General features: G+C 68.5%; 26 protein-coding genes. 7 read left to right on the top strand and 19 right to left on the bottom strand.

All coding sequences use genetic code 11. The features are described from left to right. The first annotated feature begins 81 nt into the window (after window positions 1-81). Window positions 82-873, top strand: a complete 792-nt coding sequence (locus DMC61_RS02840) for a DUF2470 domain-containing protein (RefSeq protein ID WP_063275960.1) — start codon at window positions 82-84, stop codon at window positions 871-873. Here the strand turns inward: DMC61_RS02840 and DMC61_RS02835 are convergent. Next, window positions 870-1,331, bottom strand: a complete 462-nt coding sequence (locus tag DMC61_RS02835) for a PPOX class F420-dependent oxidoreductase (RefSeq protein WP_072029294.1) — start codon at window positions 1,329-1,331, stop codon at window positions 870-872. The two genes, DMC61_RS02840 and DMC61_RS02835, sit on opposite strands and share 4 nt — an antisense overlap. A 23-nt stretch (window positions 1,332-1,354) precedes the next feature. On the opposite strand from DMC61_RS02835, the gene DMC61_RS02830 reads away from it, so the two are divergent. The 3 genes from DMC61_RS02830 to DMC61_RS02820 all read left to right on the top strand — a co-directional run bounded on the left by DMC61_RS02830 (window position 1,355) and on the right by DMC61_RS02820 (window position 4,143). Next, window positions 1,355-2,152: a CPBP family intramembrane glutamic endopeptidase gene (locus tag DMC61_RS02830; protein ID WP_063275958.1), complete on the top strand. Its 798-nt coding sequence runs from the start codon at window positions 1,355-1,357 to the stop codon at window positions 2,150-2,152. 67 nt (window positions 2,153-2,219) lie between these two features. After that, window positions 2,220-3,431 carry an arginine deiminase gene (locus DMC61_RS02825; protein ID WP_125686553.1) on the top strand — a complete coding sequence of 404 codons (1,212 nt, stop codon included), beginning with the start codon at window positions 2,220-2,222 and terminating at the stop codon, window positions 3,429-3,431. 157 nt (window positions 3,432-3,588) lie between these two features. Then, a complete protein-coding gene (locus DMC61_RS02820; protein WP_125686551.1) occupies window positions 3,589-4,143 on the top strand; it encodes a ferritin in 555 nt (184 codons plus the stop codon). Between the two features lie 67 nt (window positions 4,144-4,210). Here DMC61_RS02820 and DMC61_RS02815 read toward each other — a convergent pair whose 3' ends face one another. From DMC61_RS02815 to DMC61_RS02800, 4 genes are all read right to left on the bottom strand, one after another. Next, window positions 4,211-5,056, bottom strand: coding sequence for a hypothetical protein (locus DMC61_RS02815; RefSeq protein ID WP_125686549.1), 846 nt, complete (start codon window positions 5,054-5,056; stop codon window positions 4,211-4,213). After that, window positions 5,053-5,565: a SigE family RNA polymerase sigma factor gene (locus DMC61_RS02810; protein WP_125687109.1), complete on the bottom strand. Its 513-nt coding sequence runs from the start codon at window positions 5,563-5,565 to the stop codon at window positions 5,053-5,055. Before DMC61_RS02810 ends, DMC61_RS02815 begins: the two co-directional genes overlap by 4 nt. 184 nt (window positions 5,566-5,749) lie before the next feature. Continuing rightward, window positions 5,750-6,103, bottom strand: coding sequence for a DUF952 domain-containing protein (locus DMC61_RS02805; protein ID WP_125686548.1), 354 nt, complete (start codon window positions 6,101-6,103; stop codon window positions 5,750-5,752). Window positions 6,104-6,176: 73 nt separating this feature from the next. Next, window positions 6,177-7,058: a DUF5926 family protein gene (locus DMC61_RS02800; protein WP_016330593.1), complete on the bottom strand. Its 882-nt coding sequence runs from the start codon at window positions 7,056-7,058 to the stop codon at window positions 6,177-6,179. 289 nt (window positions 7,059-7,347) lie between these two features. Here DMC61_RS02800 and DMC61_RS02795 point away from each other — a divergent pair, with 289 nt between their 5' ends. Next, a complete protein-coding gene (locus DMC61_RS02795) occupies window positions 7,348-7,560 on the top strand; it encodes a hypothetical protein (RefSeq protein WP_125686546.1) in 213 nt (70 codons plus the stop codon). A gap of 49 nt (window positions 7,561-7,609) precedes the next feature. Beyond that, window positions 7,610-8,779, top strand: coding sequence for a cytochrome P450 (locus DMC61_RS02790; RefSeq protein ID WP_125686544.1), 1,170 nt, complete (start codon window positions 7,610-7,612; stop codon window positions 8,777-8,779). Here the strand turns inward: DMC61_RS02790 and DMC61_RS02785 are convergent. From DMC61_RS02785 to DMC61_RS02725, 13 genes are all read right to left on the bottom strand, one after another. Next, a complete protein-coding gene (locus tag DMC61_RS02785) occupies window positions 8,776-9,084 on the bottom strand; it encodes an antibiotic biosynthesis monooxygenase (RefSeq protein WP_125686542.1) in 309 nt (102 codons plus the stop codon). The two genes, DMC61_RS02790 and DMC61_RS02785, sit on opposite strands and share 4 nt — an antisense overlap. A 114-nt stretch (window positions 9,085-9,198) precedes the next feature. Then, a complete protein-coding gene (locus DMC61_RS02780; RefSeq protein ID WP_072029300.1) occupies window positions 9,199-9,624 on the bottom strand; it encodes a type II toxin-antitoxin system VapC family toxin in 426 nt (141 codons plus the stop codon). A gap of 27 nt (window positions 9,625-9,651) precedes the next feature. Continuing rightward, complete coding sequence (locus tag DMC61_RS02775; protein ID WP_125686538.1) at window positions 9,652-9,951, bottom strand: hypothetical protein; 300 nt, start codon at window positions 9,949-9,951, stop codon at window positions 9,652-9,654. Window positions 9,952-10,026: 75 nt separating this feature from the next. Continuing rightward, on the bottom strand, window positions 10,027-10,953 hold the full coding sequence (locus DMC61_RS02770) for a DUF4328 domain-containing protein (protein ID WP_125686536.1): 927 nt from the start codon (window positions 10,951-10,953) through the stop codon (window positions 10,027-10,029). A gap of 35 nt (window positions 10,954-10,988) precedes the next feature. Further along, complete coding sequence (locus DMC61_RS02765) at window positions 10,989-11,339, bottom strand: rhodanese-like domain-containing protein (protein WP_007030524.1); 351 nt, start codon at window positions 11,337-11,339, stop codon at window positions 10,989-10,991. 47 nt (window positions 11,340-11,386) lie between these two features. Continuing rightward, window positions 11,387-13,018, bottom strand: a complete 1,632-nt coding sequence (locus DMC61_RS02760) for a cation acetate symporter (protein ID WP_125686534.1) — start codon at window positions 13,016-13,018, stop codon at window positions 11,387-11,389. Then, entirely contained in the window at window positions 13,015-13,359 is a 345-nt protein-coding gene (locus DMC61_RS02755; RefSeq protein ID WP_043848497.1) for a DUF485 domain-containing protein, read from the bottom strand. The genes DMC61_RS02760 and DMC61_RS02755 overlap by 4 nt, the downstream gene beginning before the upstream one ends. Before the next feature lie 142 nt (window positions 13,360-13,501). Continuing rightward, the gene (locus DMC61_RS02750) at window positions 13,502-15,292 is read right to left on the bottom strand and encodes a cation acetate symporter (RefSeq protein WP_016330586.1); all 1,791 of its coding nucleotides are present in this window, start codon (window positions 15,290-15,292) and stop codon (window positions 13,502-13,504) included. A gap of 159 nt (window positions 15,293-15,451) precedes the next feature. After that, complete coding sequence (locus tag DMC61_RS02745) at window positions 15,452-15,976, bottom strand: hypothetical protein (protein ID WP_125686532.1); 525 nt, start codon at window positions 15,974-15,976, stop codon at window positions 15,452-15,454. Beyond that, window positions 15,973-16,809 carry a LytTR family DNA-binding domain-containing protein gene (locus DMC61_RS02740; RefSeq protein ID WP_043848496.1) on the bottom strand — a complete coding sequence of 279 codons (837 nt, stop codon included), beginning with the start codon at window positions 16,807-16,809 and terminating at the stop codon, window positions 15,973-15,975. Before DMC61_RS02740 ends, DMC61_RS02745 begins: the two co-directional genes overlap by 4 nt. Before the next feature lie 144 nt (window positions 16,810-16,953). Next, window positions 16,954-18,312: a carbohydrate-binding protein gene (locus DMC61_RS02735; protein WP_125686531.1), complete on the bottom strand. Its 1,359-nt coding sequence runs from the start codon at window positions 18,310-18,312 to the stop codon at window positions 16,954-16,956. A gap of 186 nt (window positions 18,313-18,498) precedes the next feature. Next, window positions 18,499-19,344 carry a S49 family peptidase gene (locus DMC61_RS02730; RefSeq protein ID WP_125686529.1) on the bottom strand — a complete coding sequence of 282 codons (846 nt, stop codon included), beginning with the start codon at window positions 19,342-19,344 and terminating at the stop codon, window positions 18,499-18,501. A gap of 19 nt (window positions 19,345-19,363) precedes the next feature. Next, on the bottom strand, window positions 19,364-20,659 hold the full coding sequence (locus DMC61_RS02725; RefSeq protein WP_016330581.1) for a histidine kinase: 1,296 nt from the start codon (window positions 20,657-20,659) through the stop codon (window positions 19,364-19,366). Between the two features lie 169 nt (window positions 20,660-20,828). Here DMC61_RS02725 and DMC61_RS02720 point away from each other — a divergent pair, with 169 nt between their 5' ends. Next, on the top strand, window positions 20,829-21,944 hold the full coding sequence (locus tag DMC61_RS02720; RefSeq protein WP_125686527.1) for a serine hydrolase: 1,116 nt from the start codon (window positions 20,829-20,831) through the stop codon (window positions 21,942-21,944). Here DMC61_RS02720 and DMC61_RS02715 read toward each other — a convergent pair whose 3' ends face one another. Further along, window positions 21,945-22,808 (bottom strand): Fpg/Nei family DNA glycosylase, encoded by an 864-nt coding sequence (locus tag DMC61_RS02715; RefSeq protein ID WP_016330579.1) that lies wholly within the window; start codon window positions 22,806-22,808, stop codon window positions 21,945-21,947. Between the last annotated feature and the right edge of the window lie 4 nt (window positions 22,809-22,812).

Raw genomic sequence — 22,812 nt, 5'->3', positions numbered from 1 at the left:
ACGCGTGCGGTGAGACGTGATCCAGGCTACTTCCACTCGGCGGCCAGATCAGGTTAGGCTCACCTAAGTAGGAGGTGAGCCGTGACCACACCGACGTCCATCCGCCGCCCGCCGGCGCCGAACCCCGCGGAACGCGCGAAGACGATCGCCACCCGCAACGGGCCGGCGACGCTGATGCCGACCGCCGAGCAGCGTGACCTGCCGGGACAGTGCGGCCGTGTCATTCCGGAGTTGCACCACGTGCACACGAGCGGCAGCGTCAGCATCCTGCTGCCGGACGAGCACCACCTGGTGAAACGCGCGCACGAGGCACAGCGCGGCGAGCTCGCGGTGATGGTCGAACTGACCGATCAGGCGCCGGTCGACCTGCGTGAGCCCATCCGCGGGCTGCTGTGGATCACGGGCTGGCTCCGGCCGCTTTCCGAGGTGTCGGCACGGGCCCGCGCGGTCTCCATCGCCGAAACCCGCCCGGACGAGCGGCTGCTGGACGTCGGGCACGGCCTGACGCTGCTGCGGCTGACCCCGGCGTCTCTGGTGCTCGCGGACGCCGAGGGCACGCATTCGCTCCGGCCGCATATGTTCAGCGCCGCGCCGCCGGACCCGTTCCACGACTACGAGGCCGCGTGGCTGCGGCATCTGGAGACCGACCACGCCGACGTCGTCCAGCAGCTCGCCAAGCACGTACCCGCCGAACTGCGCGGCGGCTGGATCCGGCCGTTGGGGCTGGACCGTTACGGCCTGCGGCTGCGCGTCGAGGCCGACTCCGGCGACCACGACGTCCGGCTCGCGTTCTCGCGGCCGGTCGAAGGGCCGCAGCAGTTGAGCGGCGAGATCCGCCGTCTGGTCGGCTGCCCGTACTTCCCGCAGGGTTAGGCGAGTTCCGCCGGGAATCCGCCCTTGGCGATCGGGCCCCACGATTCGATGGTGACGCGGATGATGCTCTTGCCCTGCTTCACCATCGCTTCGCGGTATTCGTCCCAGTCGGGATGCTCACCGGAGATCGCGCGGAAGTAGTCGACCAGCGGCTCGACCGAGTCGGGGAGGTCGAGCACCTCGGCGGTGCCGTTCAGCTGCACCCACCGGTCGTTCCACTCGTCGGAAAGGACACAGGCGGACACCTTCGGCTCGCGCCGGATGTTGACGACCTTCGCGCGCTTCGGATAGGTGGAGATGACCAAGCGGCCTTCCGCGTCGACTCCGCAGGTCACCGGCGAAAGCTGGGGCCCACCGTCCGCCTTGGTGGTCATCAGAATGGCGCGGTGACGGGTGGACAGGAAGTCGACGAGCGCGGCCCGGTCGACGGTTTCGTTGGTCGCGATACTCCTTGCCATGCCCCGACGGTAACGTGCGGCCGATGAGCTGGCTGCGTCCCGAACGCCCGGCGCTGCCGGAATTCGTGGAAGATCCGGCGCGCCGCCGCGCGATCGTCATCGAACTGGTCGTCGTCTTCGGTATCACCCTTGGCCTGTCCGGGCTGCGCAGCCTGCTGTCCCTTGTGGACTCGCTGCTGCAGCCGGTGCCGCTGGCGCAGCAACAGGCCCAGCTGAACGTCCCCCAAGCGACCCTGAGCCTGGTCGACCTGCTCAAGCAGCTCCTGAGCGCCGGCCAGCTGGTCGGCTGGGGTGCGCTCGGGCTGTACCTGTTGTGGCGCGGCGGGATGAAGCTGGCGGAGATCGGGCTCGACAAACGGCGTCCCGGCCGCGACGTCGTCCACGGGCTCCTGCTCGCCGCGGTGATCGGGATTCCGGGGCTGGGACTGTATTTCCTCTCCTACAGCCTCGGGTTCAGCCTGTCGGTGCAACCGTCCACTTTGGGCGAGACGTGGTGGCGTCCGATCACGCTGACGTTGTCGGCCTTCGGAAACGCGTTCGCCGAAGAGGTGCTCGTCGTCGCGTATCTGCTGACCAGGCTGCGACAGCTCGGCTGGCGGGAGAACACCGCGCTGGTCGCGTCTTCGGTACTTCGCGGGTCGTATCACCTGTATCAGGGTTTCGGCGGTTTCGTCGGCAATGTGGTGATGGGCCTGGTGTTCGGCAGGCTGTGGCAGAAGACGAACCGGCTGTGGCCGCTGATCGCCGCGCACACCGCGCTGGATTTCGTTTCCTTCGTCGGATACGCGCTGCTCAAAGGGCGAGTTTCCTGGCTTCCCTAGCTAGGTCCATCCATGCCCCCGCCGCCACCCTCAACGGAGGAGCTTCGCTCCGCATACTCTGAACAGGGTGATTGACGAGACGACTCCACCCCGAGTTGACAGCGAAGTCGGCCCCCTGCGCGCGGTGCTGCTGCACAGGCCCGGCAACGAGCTCAAAAGGCTCACGCCTCGCAACAACGACCAGCTCCTGTTCGATTCCATCCCGTGGGTGGACCGCGCGCAGGAGGAGCACGACGCGTTCGCCGAGGTGCTGCGCGGCCGCGGTGTCGAGGTGCTGCTGCTGGCCGACGCGCTGCGCGCGGCGCTCTCGGACACCCGCGCCCACGCGGCGGGCGTGCACGCGGCCGTCGACGAGCGGCGGCTCGGGCCCGACCTGGCCGATTCGCTCCGCTCCCACCTGTCGAGCGCGGCCCCGGCGACGCTGGCCGAGGTCCTGATGGCCGGCATGACCTTCGAGGAACTGCCCGCCGCCGAGGGCGCCTCGCTGGTGCGGCTGATGAACCACCCGAACGACTTCGCCGTCGATCCGCTGCCGAACCTGCTGTTCACCCGTGACTCGTCCGCGTGGATCGGCGACCGGGTCGCGGTCTCCTCGCTCACCATGCCCGCGCGCGTCCGCGAGACCGCCGTACTGGACCTCATCTACGCCTATCACCCGTGGTTCCGGCACGCGTCCCGCGCGTACGGCGCGCATTCGGCGCCGATCGAGGGCGGCGACGTCATGCTGCTCTCGCCGGGCGTCCTCGCCATCGGCGTCGGCGAGCGGACGACCGCGGCCGGCGCGGAATCCCTCGCCCGGTCGGTGTTCGCCGACGGGATCGCGCACACCGTGCTCGCCGTCCCGATCCAGCAGACCCGCGCGACCATGCATCTGGACACCGTCTGCACGATGGTCGCGGCCGACGCCGTCGTCATGTATCCGCTTTCCCGTGATTCGCTGACCGCATTCACCATGCGGCCGACCGACGACGGTTCGGTGAAGGTGGAAGGCCCGGCCCCATTCCTCACCGCGGCCGCCGAGGCAATGGGAATCGAGCGGCTTCGCGTCATCGACACCGGCCTCGATCCGGTCACCGCCGAACGCGAGCAATGGGACGACGGGAACAACACCCTCGCCCTCGCGCCCGGCGTCGTCGTCGGGTACGAACGTAATGTGGAAACCAACGCGCGCCTGGAGGAAGCCGGTATCGAGGTACTGGCCATCACCGGCTCCGAGCTGGGCTCCGGACGCGGGGGCCCGCGCTGCATGTCGTGCCCGATCCGACGCGAAAGCATCTGAAACAGAAATTAAGTAAGCCTTCCCTAATTGATTTCCATTGATTAGGGAAGGCTTACTTAATTGAGGTGGACCTATTATCGGTAATGGTAACCTAATAGGGGGTACATCACCAGAGAAAAGTGGAAATCGAATAGGGGAATGACGTATCGTCGAACACATGGCCCTCACCAAGAAGAAGCAACCGCGCTCGAAGTTCTACGAACTGCTGCAGGCGCAGATCCACAACGAGTTCAACGCCTCCCAGCAGTACATCGCGCTGGCGGTCTGGTTCGACGCCGAGGACCTGCCGCAGCTCGCGAAGCACTTCTACAAGCAGTCCGTCGAGGAGCGGAACCACGCGATGGCGCTGGTCCAGTACATGCTGGACACCGACCACCACGTGGAGATCCCCGGCACCGGCGAGGTGCGCAACGACTTCTCCGACGTCCGTGAGCTCATCGAGCTCGCGCTGCAGCAGGAGAAGGACGTCGCGACCGACATCCAGCAGCTCGCCAAGGCCGCGCGCGCCGAAGAGGACTACATCGGCGAGCAGTTCACGCAGTGGTTCCTCAAGGAGCAGGTCGAGGAGATCTCCCAGATGTCCACCCTGCTCAACATCGTCAAACGCGCCGACGGGAACCTGTTCGAGGTGGAGAACCACCTGCACCGCGAGTCCGTCGGTGACGGCGGCGCCGACTCGGGGATGCCCCCGGTCGCGGGCGGCGCACTCTGACCAACGCTCCCACCACGGGAAAACCCGGGCTCTCCCCCTTGGAGAAGCCCGGGTTTTCTTCGTTTCGTCAGCTGAGCCGACAGTCCTGGTTGATGCTGGTCAGCAGGATGCCGACGGCCGATCCGTCGTCGGCCACGGAGATCCGGTACGCGCTCACCGCGCTGACCGGCGCGACGTACGAGCTGCCGTCCTTGGTGCTGCCGGGATAGGCGGCCAGGATGTCGGCCTCGGTCGAACCGACGCCGATCCCCTCCGGGGTGTGCACCGTACCCTTCGGGTTGATGACGGTGATCCCGTCGCCCTCGGTCAACGACACCGACGTCGACAGCGGAACGGCCGCCCCCTCGTCCGCCTGGCCGTAGGTGCAGGAGCCCCGGACCTCTTTCGCCCGCAGCGGGCCGGCGGTGGCCTCCGCCTCGGACTCGCTCATCCCGAGCCGGAGCTTGCCGAAGCCGACGGAGGTCAGCAGCGCGCCAGTGGTCACCTTGCCCTGCGTGGGCGGCTTCGTGGCCGGAGTGCTCTTCGGCGGTTTCGCCGGCCCATCGGGGGCTGTCGACGGCGGTGGCCCGGTCGTCGAGTTCGGCGTTTCCACCGGCGCGGAGGCAGGCGGCGCCGGACTTCCCGGTACCGGCTGCGCCGCGCTCGACGACGCCGCGCCCATGGTGAGCTGGTCGCCGCCGGGGAAGGCCGCGCCGTTGTCCTTGTCGTGGATCGTGAAGACGGTGAGCCCACCGCCCAGCAGGACCACCGCGGCGGCCATCCCGCTCGTCGTCTGCATCAGCTGACGACGGCGACGGCGACGGCGGGCGCCCGCGACGATCGTCTCGGGATTCAGCGTGGACCCCGCGCCCAGCCGCTCGTCGGAGAACAGCTCACGCAGTTGCTGCCGCACGTCCTCGTCGGACATGTTCATCCCGCTTCCCTCCCTTCGTCCTTGGGCTCGGCCAACGCGAGCTTCGTCCGCAGCGACGCGATCGCCTTGCTCGCCTGGCTTTTGACGGTGCCCTGGCTGACCCCGAGCGAATCCGCGATCTCCGCTTCGGACAGCCCCTCGTAGTAACGCAGGACCATCACCGCTCGTTGCCTCGGCGGCAACGCGCGTAACGCCTGCCACAACGGCTCGTGCTCGAACGGATCGGGCGGACTGTACGGCTGGACGTCCGGCAGGTCGGCGACGAGGCTCTCGCGTTTGGTCCGGCGCCAGCGGCTGATATGCGCGTTCGCCATCGAGCGGCGGATGTAGGCCATCGGGTCGCCGGTCTTGTGCTGGACGTACGACCAGCGGGAGCCGATCTTCTCCAGCACGGTCTGGACCAGGTCGGCGGCGTCGTGCGGGTTCCCGGTGAGGGCGTGCCCGTACCTCAGCAGGCCCGGAAGGCCGGCCCGGACGAAGTCGCCGAAGTCGGTGAGCTCACCGGGCACGTCACTCCTCCGGCTCTCGCCGGCCTCCCAGACGTCCGTCCCCGGTATGACCGTCGCGGCAGCGGTCACCGTATCGCCTCCTCCCGGGGTCACCCGGCCAGGTCCGCCTGGCCCACCTCTCCCGAAACGCATGACCGCCCCCACAGGTTGTCTCCAGCCGCGAACCAATTCGAGGGACGTCTGCTCAACGCCTCGACACGGAGGCGGGAATTCTGAACGAACCGTCCCCCTGAACAGGGAATTCGTGAACGGCCACCACGGCGTTACGGGGTATCGGCCCGTACACGTGGGGGAACTGGATACCGGCCGGATGCGGCGGGTCCCCGTCCTCCCAGACGACGGGCGCGCCGACGAGCGCCGGGTCGATCTCCAGCAGCACCAGATCGGTGCGGCCGGGGAAGACGGCGTTGGCCGGGATATGCGCCGTTCCCGGGTCCGAGCAGTGGATGAAGCCGTCGGAATCGAGCGACGCGGCGGTGTAGACGCCGCCTTCGGGCACCGCCGCCCACTCGTCCTGGCCGCAGATATGAAGGATCACGCGGCCATCCTCGCGCATTTCGTCCTCTGGATGCGGAGCCCGCATCCAGAGGACGAAACGCGCGGGAAAGGGATCAGCGGATGGTGAGCTGGCGGCCGATCAGACCGTCGCGCGAGCGGCGCTCGGCGGCGTTGAGCGGCTCGGTGTCGAGGGACTTCAGCGCGGCCTCGAGCCGGGTGCCGAGCTGGTCCTTCGCGTCGGCCCACTCGCGGGCGTGGGCCTCGGGGTCGAGGTCCCACACCGGGACGAGCAGCCCGTGCGCGCGGAACGAACCGGCGTAGCGCGAGCCCTCGCCGAGCCCGAGCTCACCGGCCGCGGACAGCCGCGCAAGCGCTTGCAGCAGCAGGTTCTCCGGCTCGGGGCGGACCCAGCGCAGGTGCGCCTTCTCGCCGGCGAGCACCCAGTACGCGCCCGCGCCGAGGCGTTCGGTCGGCATGATCGCCGCGTTCGCGCGCTCGAGGGACAGCGCGACGTCTCCGCTCGCGTCGGCGTCCTCGGGCAGCCACCAGGCGAAGTCGTTGTAAAGCGTGACGTCGAGTTCGACGTCCGTGTCGAGCAGGTCCTGCAGGCGGGCCTTCTCGTCGGCGGTGGGCGGCGTCGTGGTGTCCGGCACGGACAGCACGTCACCCTCCTTGGCCTCCAGCACCCACTTGAGCGCGCGGCCGAGGTCGCGGCTGATGTCCGAGGACCGGGTCTGCACCTGCATCCCGATGTAGCGCTCGCCGTCGGACCGGACGAACGCGGCCGCCGCCATCGGCAGCACCGTGCCGAGGGTGACCTTCTCGCCGGAACCCAGCGTGAGCGCCGCCGTCGCCGACGGGACGAACTCGCGCAGCGCGATCAGTTCGGTCTCCGCCGCGAGCCCCTCGAAGGGCTGGCCGACGAAGACGTCGCGCACCTTCGGCTTGCGGTCCGAGGTCGTCTTGGGACCCTTCTTGCGCGAACCCTTGCCCACGTCAGCCTCCTCAAAGCTCGGTTCGGAACGCTATCGCGGGAAGGCCCGCGCCTCGTAAGGCCCCCGGGGTTGGTGACGAAGACGGCGCGCACGACACCCGGCCGCCCACCGGATCGACCGGATCGGCGGGTTTCAGCGGCCATCCGGGTACCACGGAAACGTGACTGAAAACGGTTGTCATCAGCCGGACGATCTAATCGCGGGTGATCAGCCTGCCGTTTTCCCCGCACCGCACCGAATACTCGATCACGGCGCCATCCGGTGCCGTAGTGCGGAGAAGGGATCACAGATGAGCACCTCGAAGCGCCGGGCAGCGCTGGCCGCGTTTCCCGTGGCACTCGGTCTGATGCTGGCCGGGCCCGCGGCGGGCACGGCTTCGGCCGCGCCGCAGTCCGACAGAGCCGACCAGGCGCGACATTGCCTGCTGCTGTGCGTCGGCCATCACCACGGCCATCACCATCACGGGCTGCACCTGCACCTGGGGCTTTGGCTGCATCTGTAGCTCCCTGCCGCGCCGGGGCGGCCACCCCGGCGCGGGTTACAGTCGGCGGGTGTTCGACCTCGCCGACCCGGCCTTCCTCGCGAATCCGTACCCGTCCTTCGCCGACCTCCGCGAACACGGCGAAGTCCACCGGCACGACGGCCTCGGCATCGCCGTGGCGGTGTCGCACGCGGCGTCGGCCGCCGTCCTGCGGCATCGCGGGCTCGGCCGGATCTGGCAGGACGCGCTGCCGGTGGAGCGGTTCGCGTCGTTCAACCTCCTGCACCGCAACTCGCTGCTGGAGAACGAGCCGCCCGCCCACACGCGGCTGCGGCGGGTGATCGCGGGCGCGTTCGGGCGCGGGCACGTCCAGCGGTTGCGGCCGATGGTCGCCGAACTCGCGGACGGCATGGTCGACGGACTCGCCGCCGAGATCGCCGAAACCGGCTCGGCCGATCTGCTGGCGCACCTCGCACAGCCGCTGCCGGTCGCGGTCATCGCGGAACTGCTCGGCGTCCCGGTCGACAAGGGACCGAGCATGGTCACGTGGTCGAACCACATCGTGAAGATGTACGAGTACGGGCTCGCCGAGGACAAACGCGACGCCGCCGAAGCCGCGGCCGCGGAGTTCGTCGACTACCTGCGTGACGTCGCGAAGCAGCGCGCGAATTCGCCCGGCGAAGACATCGTCAGCGACCTTCTGCGCAGTGAACTGACCGAGGACGAACTGGTCGCGACCGCGGTCCTGCTCCTGATGGCCGGACACGAGGCGACGGTGAACGTCATCGGGAACGGCGTCAACGCGCTGCTGACCCACCGCGACCAGTGGGAGCGGCTCGTCGCTTCCCCGGATCTCCTGGACCCGTGCGTCGAGGAGCTGATCCGCTTCGACGCGCCACTGCAGCTCTTCGAGCGGACGGCGACCACCGACGTCGAGATCGCCGGATTCCGGGTCGCCGAGGGCGAGAAGATCGGCGCGCTCCTCGGCGCCGCCGCGCGGGACCCGAAGGTGTTCGACCGGCCGGACACGCTCGACATCGGCCGCACGCCGAACGCGCACCTCGGCTTCGGCATGGGCATCCACTACTGCGTCGGCGCCCCGCTCGCGCGGGTGGAGATCGCGGCCGCGCTGTCCTCCCTGGCGTCGAAGCTGCCGGGCTTGGAGCTCGCCGAGACCCCGGAGCGGCGGCCGGAGTTCGTGATCCGGGGCCTGCGCTCGCTTCGGGTGACCACGGCCTAGGGATACTCGACGACGACCTCGTAGAGCGCGGCGTTGGGCGTGGCGATCTCCGCGGCCCGCTCGGTCGACGCCGTGAAGACCTGGTTCTTCCCGGCCGCCTCCCACGCTTCGCGGCTGTCGTAGTGCGTGACGTTGACGAGCTGGAAGCGCGAGTCCGGCAGCAGCGCCCGGTGGAGCTTGGCATCACGGAAACCGGGCGCGTCTCGCATCAGCTTCGCCCGCTCTCGCCACGTCTCGACGAACTCGTCGACGCGGTCGGCGGGGATCTCGAAAACGTTGATGAAGGTGACACCGTCGTCGCTCATGATCACAGTCTCGAACCTCCAGCGAGCTGGAGGTCAACGGTGACCTGGCTCACCCGGCTCCGGCGGGTGGTAGCAAAGGTCCCTTGCTCTCTTTCCGCAGGTCAGCGCGCTTTGTCAGGGATAAAGCGTGAAGTGCGAAACATGCACCGGCTTGAGGTGCTCGAAATGCCGGCGATCCACAGTGGCCACCTCGACCGTCCTCACCCGTTCCGCCGTGGCCACGACGGCCGCGTCCGCCAGGCCGAGGGGCCAATCCGAGTACTGGCGCATCAGCACGGCCATCCGTCGGAAATCGTCGTCCATGGGGTGGTAGATCGCGAACTGGGGCGAACGTATGAGTCCTTCGATGAACGCCGCCTCGGCCTCGCCACCGAGGTACTTCTCGATGTAGTGGCACACCTCGGTCAGCACGAGCGAGGGCACCAGCAGATCACGAGTGGCCGCGGTCGCGAGCCACTCGACCACAGCCTGGTGGTGATCATCTTTCCGGCTGGCCATGGCTATGAGCGGACCAGCGTCCACCACGATCGGACGCGCCATCGATCTTCGCTTGTTCCCGTCGCGAACTCAGGCGACGTCCCGGCCACGCACCACGGCCTTCACTGTCTCGGACGCGTCAGCGGGAAGATCGAAGATGCCCAAGAAGGAGGGCAAGGAATACGGCTTCGACGGCTCGTCCGGGGTCGGCTCGGGCCGACGGATCCCATGCCCGGCGAGCCCCGTTTTCACAGCAGGTGAAACTCGCCCCACCACAGGCTGCTTCACCTTCTTCGCCCTCGCGGCGGAAGATTTGTAGAGGCCGCTGGCAGCAGACCGCACCCGACCGGCTTCCCCTGCCGGCAGGTCGTATTTCTGCTGCTCGCTCATACCGCCATGTTACAGACTGATCCACCATCAGCGGAGTACATGGATCCGCATTCAACGTTTAGTGAAAAAGTTGCGTCAGCGCACGGCCGAAGCGGGACGCTCCCGCCGTTCCGGCTCCGGAACCCCATCCACCTTCAGCACGCGAAGCAGCCGAAGGCGCTTCTCCTCGACCGGAGCCAGCAGCCCGGACATGCGCTTCACGAGCAGCGCCGTCACCACCGCCAGCCCGGCCGCGGCCAGGTCGGTCAGCGCGACCAGCACGACCCCGTCCGCCAGCGCCTGGACGCCGTCACGGAATCGCCAGACGATGACCAGCGTGAGCAGCAGCCAGTTGAGCGCCCAGACGCCCCACCAGATCAGCACGAGCCGCGACGGCTTCGGCCGGGTTTCCCGCGTCCGGCGCAGGACGGCGTGTTCGAGTTCGGCGACGACCGGCAGCACCATGATCAGGTTCACCACCGGCACCAGCACGAAAGCCAGCACGTGCCGTTGCCGCCTGGGCGGCGTCTCGCCGGAGAAGTCCGCGGCGGCGTGCCTGGCCACGAGCAGCCACCACACGGTGAGCCCGGCCGGCAGCAGCGAAAGGATCGTCGTGAGCAGGCCGGCGGTGATCACGAAGGTGTCGGAGATCGAGACGACGGACGTCGACAACGCGGAGTCGCGGCTCTGCACCAGCAGGACGTAGCGCCAGATCTCCGCCGCCGAGGCGATGACAGCGAGGGCGGCGAAGGTCCACAGCACCGGCAGCAGGCTGCGTGTGATCACCCGCAGCCGCTCCCCCGCGGTGACCTCGCCGGACGCCGTCCCGGGAACGGCGGTCGGACGGCGCCAGACCAGGTTCGGGAAGCCCCACCTCGGCGGGACCGGGTAGGACGGCGGGCCGGAGTAGCGCTCGGCCACGGGCTTGCGACGCTGCGGCAGCGCGCCGGGCGGCGGCGAAGCGACCCAGCGGACGCGATGGCGCACCGGCTGCCGCATCGGCGCGGGGCGCACGGGCGGCATCGGTGCTCGCGGCGGGTAGTGGCCTGGCTGCACGGTTACAGCACTTCGGGCTCGACGCCGGGATGGTCGCCGACCATCGGGCGCCCCTCCTGCTTCCAGGAGCCCATCCCGCCGGCGACGTTCACCGCGTCCCAGCCGCTCGCGTTGAGCCACGCGGCGGCGCGCGCGGACCGGCCGCCGCTGCGGCAGATCACGTAGACCGGCTGGTCGTCGGGCAGGTCGTCGAGTTCGCCGACCCGCGCGGGCAGTTCACCCATCGGGATGTGCTTGGCGCCAGGGGCGTGCCCGGCGGCCCACTCGTCGTCCTCGCGGACGTCGAGCAGCGCGACGCCGTCCTTCGGCAGATCACGGACGGCGACGGTCGGGATGTCAGCAGGGCTCACCACCCTGCCATCCTCGCATCCCGTCCCGTTGCGCGCGCGTGAAGAGGCACTCAGTGCCGGACGGCCTTTTCCGCCCCGGCGCCGGTGAGCGAGCGGACCTCCATCTCGGCGTACTTCTTCTGGTTGTGGTCCTTGGACAGCACGGTCCCGAGCCAGCCGAGGAAGAACGCGACCGGGATCGAGACGATGCCCGGGTTGTCCAGCGGGAACCAGTGGAAATCAACGCCTTGGATCATCGACGCGCTCTTCCCGGTCTTCGGATCGACAGGCTTCCCCGACACCGCCGGCGAGAACACGATCAGCAGCACGCAGACCGCGAGACCGCCGTAAATGCTCCACAGCGCGCCCTGGGTGTTGAACCGCTTCCAGAACAGCGAGTACAGGATGGTCGGCAGATTCGCCGACGCCGCCACCGCGAACGCGAGCGCCACCAGGAACGCCACGTTCTGGTTCTTCGCGAGGATCCCGCCGACGATCGCGACCGCCCCGATCACCAGCGCGGTGATCCGCGCGACGCGGACCTCGCTGTCCGGGTCGGTCTTGCCCTTCTTGATCACGTTGGCGTACACGTCGTGCGCGAACGACGCCGACGCGGTGATCGTCAGCCCCGCGACCACGGCGAGGATCGTCGCGAACGCCACCGCCGCGATGAATCCGAGCAGCACCGGGCCGCCGAGTTCGAGTGCCAGCAGCGGTGCCGCCGAGTTGGTCGTCCCCGGCGCCTTCGCGATCACGTCCGGGCCGACGAGCGCGCCCGCGCCGTAGCCGAGCACCAGCGTGAACAGGTAGAAGATGCCGATCAGCGCGATCGCCCACACCACCGAACGGCGCGCGTCCTTCGCCGTCGGCACGGTGTAGAAGCGCATGAGCACGTGCGGCAGGCCCGCGGTACCGAGCACCAGCGCGATGCCCAGCGACAGGAAGTCGAGCTTCGTCGTGCCGGTCTTGCCGTATTGCTTGCCCGGGCCGAGCAGCGCCTCCCCGGTCTGGCCGCCCTTGTCGACCGCGGCCTGGAACAGGCTGGACAGGTTGAAGCCGTACTTCCCGAGCACCCACAGCGTCATCGCGAACGTACCCGCGATGAGCAGCACGGCCTTGATGATCTGGACCCAGGTGGTGCCCTTCATCCCGCCGATCAGCACGTACAGGATCATGATCACGCCGACGACGGCGATCACCAGGTCCTGGCCGAGGTTCCCCTCGATGCCGAGCAGCAGGTTCACCAGGCCGCCCGCCCCCGCCATCTGCGCGAGCAGGTAGAAGAACGAGACGGCGAGCGTGGAGATCGCGGCCGCCGCGCGGACCGGGCGCTGCTTCATCCGGAAGGCCAGCACGTCGCCCATGGTGAACTTGCCGGTGTTGCGCAGCAGTTCCGCGACCAGCAGCAACGCCACCAGCCACGCGACGAGGAATCCGATCGAATAGAGGAAACCGTCGTAGCCGTTGATCGCGATCGCACCGGCGATACCCAGGAACGACGCCGCGGAAAGATAGTCGCCCGAGATCGCGATCCCGTTCTGCGGGCCGGTGAACGCGCGCCCGGCGGCGTAGTAGTCGGACGCGGTCTTCGTATTCCGGCTCGCCCGGAAAACGATCACCATCGTGATCGCGACGAAGATCGCGAAAATGGTGATGTTGAGCGCCGGATTGCTCCCCTGTACGCCCGCTGCCAGCGTATTCACCGTTCGGTCCCTTCGACCTCATGCCTGATCTTGTCCGCGAGCGGATCGAGCTTCCGGTTCGCGTACCGGACATAAAGGCCGGTGATCACGAAGGTGGACACGAACTGCAGCAGGCCGAAGACCAGGCCGACGGTGATGTTGCCGAAGAGCTTGGTGCTCATGAACCCGGTCGCGTAGTCGGCGAGGAGCACGTACAGCAGATACCAGAGGAGGAACAGGGCCGACACCGGGAAAACGAATACCCGGAGCCGTCGTCGCAGCTCGGCGAATTCCGGACTCGCCTGCACCTTTTCCCAGTCGGATTCCGGTTCGGAACCGAGGTCTTGATCGGCCTCGCTCATGTCGGACCTCCCACCTGCCGCGACCCATTCGATGACTTCGTTGTCACGAAAGATCATGCCCCTCATAGGGCCTCAGAGGAGCAATCCATTTGAGTGAACGGTACGACTCTGCGTAGAGGCCCGCGACTCGAAAGGGTGATTTTTACTTCCGGTGACGGCCTTTACCGGTGGTCCGGGTCTTCTCTTCGGCCTGCCCGAACCGGGCGACCGCACGATCACGCATGAACCCGAGCGGATCGGGCGCGTGCAGCCGCAGCATCACGCCGTGGACGTCGTCCGGCCGCCCGTATCCGGTCGCGCGGCTCACCACGTAGGTGGTCAGGAAGGCGGCCGGGACGGTGATCAGCGCGGGCTGGTTCGAGAACCACGGCGCCCAGCCGCCGGAGTACTTGCTGACGATGTTGACCACCAGCGCGGTCAGCACGAGTCCGCCGCCGACGAGCATCCCGGCCAGCGCGCCGGGCCAGCTGAGCTTGCGCCACCAGACCCCGAGCAGCAGCAGCGGGCTGAACGTCGACGCGGCCAGCGCGAACGACATCCCGACCGAAAGCGACAGATCCTCCGACGGCAGCAGCACCGCCAGCGCGAACGGGATCAGCGCCACGATCGCCGTCGCCACCCGGAAATCGCGGACGCGGCCGGGCAGGACGTCGGTGGAGACGACCCCGGCGACACTCACCAACAGCCCGGACGAGCTGGACAGGAACGCCGCGAAAGCACCGGCAGCGGTCACCGCGCCCAGGATCTGCCCCCAGAGTCCGGGAAGGACCGCGGACGGCAGCAGCAGGACGGCGGCGTCGGTCTTCCCGGTCACCAGCAGTTCCGGGACGTACATCCGCGACAGCGCGCCCAGCAGCGTCGGGAACAGGTAGAACAGGCCGAGCAGCAGCAGGACGTGCACCGTCGTGCGGCGCGCGGCCTTGCCGTCGGGGTTGGTGTAGAAGCGGACCAGGACGTGCGGCAGGCCCATGGTGCCGAGGAACGTCGCGAGGATCAGCGAATAGACCTGCAGCAGATCGGTGAGACCACCGGAACCCGGCCGCAGCCAATCCCCGTTCGACGTGGGGGCATCGCTGACCACCGGCACCGGGGTGCCCGCGGTGAACTTCAGCGTCGTGCCCTTGGCGACCTTGTGCCCGGCCTCCGGCGCCCACACCGCGAAACCGTTGGCGCGCGCGCCTTCCACCTCACCGTAGGCCTCGAGCACGGTCACCGAGGTGACCTTCAGCGTGACGTCGGCCTGCACCGAAACCGTGGTGTTCTCGGGAAAGGTCGGCGGCGCGGGCTGCCCCAGCGGCCGCACGCTGCCCTGCCCGCCGGAGCTGAGGAAGACGATGCACAGGATGAACGTCGGCAACGCGATGGCGAACAGTTTCAGCCAGTACTGGAAGGCCTGGACGACGGTGATCGCGCGCATCCCGCCCGCGATCACGTTGAACCCGACCACGAAGGTGACCAGGAGCGCTCCGGCCCACACCGGCACCGGCAAAATCGTCGAGAGGGTCAGGCCGGCGCCCTGCAACTGCGGGACCATGTAGAGGATCCCGATGAACACCACGAACGCCGTCGAGACCCGGCGCAGCATCGTCGAACCCAGCCGCATCTCGACGAAGTCCGGCAGCGTGTACGCGCCGGACCGGCGCAGCGGCGCGGCGACGAACAGCATCAGCGCGAGATAGCCCGCGGTGAAACCGATCGGGAACCACAGCGCGTCGGCGCCGTCCTTGAGCACGATGCCGGCGACGCCCATGAACGACGCGGCGGACAGATACTCACCGGAGATCGCGGCGGCGTTGCGCCGGGAGCGCACGGTGCGCCGGGCGACGAGGAAATCGTGCGTGCTGACGGCCGACCTCGAGGAGCGGTGTCCCAGATAGAAGGTCAGGACCGCTACCAGCACGATGCCGGCGATGGCCCAAGAGTTCAGCTGCACGGTGTCATTTAATCGCGCGCTGACGGAAACGCGCTGCCAGGGCGCGGCGAAAGCAGGTCGGGCACGGAGTCATCAAGGCGCCCTGCCACCGCGTTTCCGTGGCCTTCGGCCACAAGAGGGCGCGCGATCATGGGTCCTCCTCTATGTGCAGCTCCGCAATCAATTCTCGATCATGTCGACGAAGTCGCGTTCATGACGTTCGGCGAGCCGGTTGTACCAGAGGCCGATCCCGAACAGGAACGGGAAAGGCGCCACACCGAGGATCAACCACGGCAGCGGGATGCCCACGACGACCACCCGCCCGAAGGACGGGATGAGATAGAAGAGCACCGGAAGCGAACACAGCGTGACCATCACCAGCAGCGCCAGCCAGGAGGCCGTCCGCAGCTGGATCTTCACCAGATCCTTGACCAGGAGCTTGCCCCAGCTGGTCTGCTCTTCGAGTTCGACCCTGGCCCGCAGGGTGCTGGTGGCCTGCCGCGGATCGGCGAGGATCACCCGCTGCCGCTTGGGTTTCGCGTGATGTTCGGGTTTGGCCTGTTCGTGCCTCGGACCGGTCGGCGCGCCCGGCACGGGCTCGACGGCGGCCCCTTCGGGCGCCGCAGGTTTCCTGGTCCTGCCCTTGCCGAGCGTCGGATCCGGTTCGCGGACGCCGTTGACGCGGCGGTAGTAGTCGTCGGTCACGTCGACCGGTTGGCGCCGACCAGCCTGTCCTTGAGGGCGCGCGTGTGGCGGCGGCTGACCGGCAGCACCTTCTCCTCGTTACCGATCACGACCTGGTAGCCGCCCTGGCCCATGCGCAGTTCGGTGATGAGCGGCAGCGAGACCAGGAACGACCGGTGGATGCGGACGAAACCCGCCTTCTCCCAGCGTTCTTCGAGCTGGGCGAGCGGGATGCGGACCAGGTGGCTGCCGTCGGTGGTGAACAGCCGGGCGTAGTCGCCCTGTGCCTCGACCCAGCGGACCGAAGAGCGCGGGATGAGCTTCGTGGTGCCCGCCAGCTCGACGGGGATGACCTCGTCGTCGTTCTTGACCTGCCCGAGGCCGCCTTCGTGGCCGAACTTCGGCGCGGCGTTGGCGGCGAGTTTGTCCATCACGCGGGTGATCGCGCGGTCGAGACGATCCTGCTGGTACGGCTTGAGCACGTAGTCGAGCGCGCCGAGGTCGAAGGCGTTGACCGCCTCTTCCGCGTGCCCCGTCACGAAGACCAGCGCCGGCGACGGGCGCAGCGCGGCGAACACCCGCGACATCTCCATCCCGGACAGCCCGGGCATGTCGATGTCGGCGAACACCGCGTCCACGATCGGCAAGCCGCGGGCCTTGCGATCGGCCAGCCTCGGATCGTCCGCGGACAGCAGGCGCAGCGCCTCCGAAGCGTCGATCGCCGGGTAGACCAGGGCGACGTGCGGGCTGTTCCGGAGACAGTGGACGAGTTCGTCTAGCCCTTTGGGCTCATCGTCCACCGCCAGGACGATGAGCTTCCGGGTGTCATCGTGAGCACTCACAGTGAGACGCATCCTGCCCATTGCCGGGTTCCTTGTCCAGCCCGCTTCACGAAAGTCGAACGAAAAGGACGGCACCGGCACCCCCGCGCCTGGGGTGGCCGGTGCCGTCATCTTTTCCGGTGACACGAACCGCCTCGCCGTGCCACACCTATCCCTTCACGGAGTGAAGGTGAACCAGTTGACGCTCACGAAATCCGCGGGCTGGCCGCTGGTGAAGGTCAGGTAGACGTCGTGTTTCCCGGTGACGCCGCCGATATTCGCCGGGATGGTCCGCCAGCTTTGCCAGCCGCCGGTGTTCGCGACGGCGAAGCTGCCGACGGGCGGGTTCGACCGGCTGTCGAGCCGGACTTCGACGAGACCGCTCACCCCGCTCGCCGCTCCGGACGCGACGCGCGCCTGGAACTGCCTGCCGGTCTGCGTGCCGAAGTCGACGCCCGGGTACAACGCCCAGTCACCATTGCCCGCCGGGCCGATGCTCTGACCACCGCCGGAATCCGAGGTGGCCTGTTTGGCGATGCCCGCCGCCTGGCCGTACGACTCCGCCTGGATCGTGCCGTACGCGCTGCCGCCGCCGGGGCTTCCCGTGCCGCCGCCTCGGGTCAGGACGGTGACGTAGTCGACGAGCATCGGACGCCCCGGCACGATCCCCGGCCCCGGCGTCGTGGTGCCGGAGTTGTTGTTCGGGAACGCGCCGCCGATCGCGACGTTCAGCAGCACGAAGTAGCCCGCGTGGTTCGTCATGTTGGCCCAGGTCGTGGCGTCGACCTGGTTCTGGCTGACCGAATGGAACTGCTGCCCGTCCACCAGCCAGCGGAACACGTTGGGGCTGACGCTCGTGTCCCATTCGAAGGTGTAGGTGTGGAACGCGCTCTGGCAGCTCGCGCCGGGGCACGTGCGGCTGCCGACCAGGCCGGTGGTCTCGTTGCACGGGCCGCCGGGGTTGACGCCGCAGTGCAGCACGCCCCAGACCGTGTTGATCCCGTTGACGTTCTCCATGATGTCGAACTCGCCGACGGCGGGCCAATTCCAGTAGTTGCCGCGATACGGCGAACCCAGCGCCCAGAACGCGGGCCAGTAGCCGAGTGCCGCGGCGCCGGTGACGTCCGGCATCTGGATCCGGCCCTCGATCCGCAGCGCGCCGCCCGCGGGCGGTTTGAAGTTCGTGCGCTGCGTTTCGATCCGCGCCGAGGTCCAGTTGCCCGCACCGTCGCGCAACGGGGTGATCCGCAGGTTCCCGGAACCGTCCTGGGCCAGGTTGGCGGGGTTCGCCGTGTAGTTCTGGATCTCGCCGGTGCCCCAGTTCGCCGGGCCGCCGGGGTACGCGTGGCCGGTGTCGATGATCCAGTTCGCGCTCGACGGGAGCGAACCCGCGGCGCCGGTGAAGTCGTCGGTGAACACGGTGGTCCAGCCGGCCGGGGGCGGCGGGACGGCGGCGGTTGCGGGCAAGGCCAGCGGCACCGTGAGCAAAGCCGCGCCGGTCAGCGCGACCTTCCAACGGGAACGATTTACGGACATGGGACCTCCTCGTCAACACTGTCGAGGTTTGTTGCCGTTCACAACAAAGCGGTATGTCCGATATGAGACCTGGTCTGAACCACTTACGCCTACCACCGTTCGGGTGAATCCACTCCGCCCCCGAATGCAATGAACGGTCCGTTCCTTGCGAAATTTGCAAGGAACGGACCGTTCATAGCGCGCGGGTCAGAGGCCGAAGCGGCTCCAGGCGGCCTTGGACTGGACGGCGTCCAGCAACGCGCTCGCCGCGGCGGGCGCGCCGATGCCGAGCCGCGCCAGCAGCGGCTTCTTCGGCTCGGCGACCGAGATCTCGGCGTCCGGGTACCGCTCGCCGATCACCTGGCGGAGGCTGCCGACGCCGTCGATCAGGCCGAGTTCGACCGCGCGGGCACCCAGCCAGACGTCACCGGTGAAGAGGTCCTCGGAGCCGGACAGCCGGTCGCCCCGGCGCTCGGTGACCCAGTCGACGAACAGTTCGTGGAGCTGGCCGTGCATCTTCTTCAGCCACTCGACGTCTTCCGGCTTCTCCGGGCTGAACGGGTCGAGCCGGGACTTGTTCGCCCCCGCGGTGTGCAGCCGCCGCTCGATGCCGAACCGCTCCAGCAGTCCGGTGAACCCGAACCCGCCGCTGATCACGCCGATCGAGCCGACCATCGACGTCCGGTGCGCGTAGATCTCGTCGGCCGCGCAGGCCAGCCAGTAGCCGCCGGACGCGGCGACGTCCTCGGCGAAGGCCAGGACGGGCACCTTCTTCTCGTCGGCGAGCTGGCGGATCCGCTCGGCGACCAGGCCGGACTGCGTCGGCGCGCCGCCCGGCGAGTTGATCTGCAGCGCGACGGCCTTCAGCCGCTCGTGCGCGAACGCGCGGGTCAGCGCGGATTCGACGGCGGCGAGGTTGATCGACCCCCTGGCCAGGGGTGACGGGGTCGGCGTGATCACCCCGTGCAGCTTGACCACCGCGACGACGTCCTTGCGCTCACCCCGCTCGCCGATCATCGGGAGACGGGAGGTCAGCTTGTCCGCAACGCTCATACCGCCAGGTTACCGACGTTCACGACGGCAGCACGCCGCTGCGCGAACCACTCACCCCGCTGGCCTCGTTCGGGCCGCCCTGCGGCGGGACGGTGGCACTGTCGGCGGAGAAGTCCGGCAGGTTCGGCCGCACGCCGGGCATGAACTTCGGCACCCGCAGGGTCACCTTCATGCCGGCGCCGGGCGCCGTCTCGACCATGAGCGCGTAGTCGCGGCCGAACACCTGCTGCATCCGCTGGTTGATGTTGCCGAGGCCGACGTGCGCGCCCGTGCGGTGCTGGCTGCGGAGGTCGGCGAGCTTGGCGGGCTCCATGCCGATGCCGTCGTCTTCGACGCTGATCAGCGCTTCGGCGCCGTAGTCCTCGGCGATCACCGTGACGCACCCGCCGGACGGCTTCGACGCGAGGCCGTGTTTGACGGCGTTCTCCACCAGCGGCTGGATGATCAGGAACGGCACGACCACCGAGAGCACCTCGGGCGCGATCTTCATCCGCACTTCGAGCCGTCCGCCGAAGCGGGCGTTCTCGATGGTCAGGTACCGGTCGATGTTGCGCAGTTCCTCGGCGAGCGACGTGAACATGCCCGACGTCCGGAACGAGTAGCGCGTGAAGTCCGCGAAGTCCTGAAGCAGCTCTCGCGCTTCCTCCGGGTCCGTCCGGATCAGCGACGAGATGGTGTTGAGCGCGTTGTAGACGAAGTGCGGCGAGATCTGCGCGCGCAACGCCTTGATCTCCGCCTGCTGGAGCTGGTTCTTCGATTCGTCCAGGCGCGCCAGCTCGAACTGGGTGCAGACGAACTGGGCGACCGCGTCGGCCATCTGCACCAGCCGCCCGCGCGTGCGCCCGACGACGATCAGCGCGGCCTCCGTCTCGCCCTCGACGATCAGCGGCACGATCACCGCCGTCCGCATCCGGCAGGTGCCGCGGTGGTTGCACGGCATCTTGTCGTGCGCGACGACCTCGCGGCGGTGCTTGCGGATCGCGTTGCCGATGGCGTCGACGAGGTCGACGTAGTGGTCGTTGGCCTCGCCGTCCCAGGACAGCAGGGTGCCTTCGCTGTCGGTGATGCCGACGGCGACGCAGTCGAGCATCTCCAGCAGCTGGCTGGTGATCTTGTCGGCGACCTGCTCGTCGAGGCCCTCGCGGAGATCCGGTGTCGCCTTCGACATCCGGTGGACGGCCTGCAGCACCGCGTTCTCCACGATGCTCGCGGGGCGCCTCAGCTTGATCAGCAGGACGACGACGAGGATCGCGAGCAACAGCGCCACACCCCAAGGGATGATCTGCGCGATTTCGAGCCCGGACACGGCGTCCATGCTCTGCGCTCGACCAACCGGGTGCAAGGTCTGCTCCCCACTTTCCGTTGAGTTGTGACAACTGAGGGTGGGGCCGACCCTACCCAAGACCCGGGCGTAGCCCCCATGGTCACTCCCCGTCGCACGGGAAAGACTGTGCGCAGGCAATCGCTTCCGGGGGAGGAACACAATGCGCGTATCGGGGAAACTCGCGGCGGGGGTGCTGGCGGGGGTCCTGCTGGGGAGCGGGACGGCGGCCGCGGCCGATGACCCGGTGCGCGCGGCTGTCGGCGCTCTGGTCGGCGAAGGGGGATTTCCGGGAGCGGTCGCCCAGGTCAGGAACGGTGAGGCGGTCTCGCGCTTCGGCGCCGGATACGCGAACCAGGCCACGCGCGAAGCCGCGGGGCCGCACCACCGGTTCCGGATCGCCAGCAACACCAAGGCGTTCGCCGCCACCGTGGTCCTGCAGCTGGCGGGCGAAGGGAAGCTGTCACTCGACGATCCGATCGAGCGACGGCTGCCCGGTGTCGTACGAGGACCGGGCTACGAACCGGAAAAGATCACGCTGCGCATGCTGCTGAACCACACGTCCGGCGTGCACGACCCGCTGGATCCGCACTTCTTCGACCCGTATCTCGTCCAGGGGAACCGGGCGCACATCATCACGCCGTCGGAGGTGATCCGGCGGTCTCTCGTCGACCGACCCTCGTTCTCGCCGGGCAGCGGCGTGGGCTACTCGAACACCGGATATCTGTTGCTGGGCAAGGTGATCGAGAGGGTCACCCGCAACGACGTCCGCGAGGAGATCCAGCGGCGGATCCTCGGTCCGCTCGAACTCGGCCGGACGTATTTCCCGCTGTGGTCGCCGTTCCTGCGAGGTCCGCATCTGCACGGGTACGACATGGGCGGGCAGGACATGACCGTGTTCAGCCCTTCGTACGACTGGACCGCGGGCGCGATGGTGTCGACCGTCGACGACCTCGCGCGGTTCCATCGCGCGTTGCTGGCGGGACGGCTTCTGGCGCCCGCGCAACAGGCCGAGCTCAAGCGGCTCGTGCCGTACAGCGAGTTCGGGGCGTACGGCGGCGGCATCGAGACCCTGAACCTGCCTTGCAGTGGTGGCATGAAAACGGTCTGGGGCAACACCGGCGCGGGGCCGGGGTTCCACAGCGTCTCGATGAGCACCGAGGACGGCTCGAAGCAGCTCGTACTCGCTCTGAACGTGTACGACCTCGCCGCGGAAATACACGGTGGGCAGCGGGTGCCGAAACCGACGATGGACGCGGTGATGGCCGCCCTCTGCTGATCACTTCAGCAAGCGCGACATCCGCCGGTCCGCGAGGGGTTTCCCGCCGGTCTGGCAGGTCGGGCAGTACTGGAACGACTTGTCCGCGAACGAGATCTCGCGGATCGTGTCGCCACAGACCGGACAGGGGAGCCCGGTGCGCGCATGCACCCGCAGCCCGGACCGCTTCTCGCCCTTGAGCCGGGCCGCGGACTGGCCGACCGAACGCGTCACGGCGCTGGTCAGCACCTCGCGGATCGCCTCCGAAAGCCCGTCGAGCGCCGCCTCGGACAGCTTTCCGGTTGTGGCGTAGGGGGAAAGCTTCGCCATGTGCATGATCTCGTCGGAGTAGGCGTTGCCGATCCCGGCGATCAGCGACTGATCGGTCAGCGCCGTCTTCAACCGTTCGGTGCGTCCGGTGAACAACTTCTCGAGCTGCGTGCGGTCGAGCGAAAGCGCGTCCGGCCCGAGCCGCGCGATGCTCGCGACCTCCTTCTCCGGATCACGCACGATCCAGACCGCCAGGCCCTTCTTCGTCCCGGCCTCCGTGAGATCGAAGCCCGGCCCGGCGGCCGCGTCGAGGTGGACGCGCAGCGAGATCGGCCCCTTGCCGGGTTTCAGCGGCGTCGGCGACAACGCGTCGGACCAGCGCAGCCAGCCCGCCCTCGCCAGGTGGACGACCAGATGGAGATCGCCGGCGACGAGATCCAGATGTTTGCCGAACCGGCCCGCCCCGGTGACCTCGCGGCCGTGCAGCTCGGTCCACGGCGGTGTCGCCGTCTTCAGCACGCTGAGGGACGACACGTCGACACGGAAGACCGTCTTGCCCACCGCGTGTTCACGCAGGTGGTGAGCGAGCGCTTCGACCTCGGGTAGCTCGGGCATGGCC

The sequence above is a fragment of the Amycolatopsis sp. WAC 04169 genome, from assembly GCF_003947535.1.
Taxonomy (GTDB): Bacteria; Actinomycetota; Actinomycetes; order Mycobacteriales; family Pseudonocardiaceae; genus Amycolatopsis; species Amycolatopsis keratiniphila.
Note: the sequence above shows the minus strand (reverse complement) of the source record. Positions and strands in the feature narration are given on the sequence as shown.

What these genes read in the sequence shown, in the direction of transcription:
- DMC61_RS02835 (WP_072029294.1), bottom strand. Translation starts at nt 1,331, where the DNA reads ATGGCAAGGAGTATCGCGACCAACGAAACCGTCGACCGGGCCGCGCTC.
- DMC61_RS02830 (WP_063275958.1), top strand. Translation starts at nt 1,355, where the DNA reads ATGAGCTGGCTGCGTCCCGAACGCCCGGCGCTGCCGGAATTCGTGGAA.
- DMC61_RS02820 (WP_125686551.1), top strand. Translation starts at nt 3,589, where the DNA reads ATGGCCCTCACCAAGAAGAAGCAACCGCGCTCGAAGTTCTACGAACTG.
- DMC61_RS02815 (WP_125686549.1), bottom strand. Translation starts at nt 5,056, where the DNA reads ATGAACATGTCCGACGAGGACGTGCGGCAGCAACTGCGTGAGCTGTTC.
- DMC61_RS02795 (WP_125686546.1), top strand. Translation starts at nt 7,348, where the DNA reads ATGAGCACCTCGAAGCGCCGGGCAGCGCTGGCCGCGTTTCCCGTGGCA.
- DMC61_RS02785 (WP_125686542.1), bottom strand. Translation starts at nt 9,084, where the DNA reads ATGAGCGACGACGGTGTCACCTTCATCAACGTTTTCGAGATCCCCGCC.
- DMC61_RS02780 (WP_072029300.1), bottom strand. Translation starts at nt 9,624, where the DNA reads ATGGCGCGTCCGATCGTGGTGGACGCTGGTCCGCTCATAGCCATGGCC.
- DMC61_RS02775 (WP_125686538.1), bottom strand. Translation starts at nt 9,951, where the DNA reads ATGAGCGAGCAGCAGAAATACGACCTGCCGGCAGGGGAAGCCGGTCGG.
- DMC61_RS02770 (WP_125686536.1), bottom strand. Translation starts at nt 10,953, where the DNA reads ATGCCGCCCGTGCGCCCCGCGCCGATGCGGCAGCCGGTGCGCCATCGC.
- DMC61_RS02755 (WP_043848497.1), bottom strand. Translation starts at nt 13,359, where the DNA reads ATGAGCGAGGCCGATCAAGACCTCGGTTCCGAACCGGAATCCGACTGG.
- DMC61_RS02740 (WP_043848496.1), bottom strand. Translation starts at nt 16,809, where the DNA reads ATGCGTCTCACTGTGAGTGCTCACGATGACACCCGGAAGCTCATCGTC.
- DMC61_RS02735 (WP_125686531.1), bottom strand. Translation starts at nt 18,312, where the DNA reads ATGTCCGTAAATCGTTCCCGTTGGAAGGTCGCGCTGACCGGCGCGGCT.
- DMC61_RS02730 (WP_125686529.1), bottom strand. Translation starts at nt 19,344, where the DNA reads ATGAGCGTTGCGGACAAGCTGACCTCCCGTCTCCCGATGATCGGCGAG.
- DMC61_RS02725 (WP_016330581.1), bottom strand. Translation starts at nt 20,659, where the DNA reads ATGGACGCCGTGTCCGGGCTCGAAATCGCGCAGATCATCCCTTGGGGT.
- DMC61_RS02720 (WP_125686527.1), top strand. Translation starts at nt 20,829, where the DNA reads ATGCGCGTATCGGGGAAACTCGCGGCGGGGGTGCTGGCGGGGGTCCTG.
- DMC61_RS02715 (WP_016330579.1), bottom strand. Translation starts at nt 22,808, where the DNA reads ATGCCCGAGCTACCCGAGGTCGAAGCGCTCGCTCACCACCTGCGTGAA.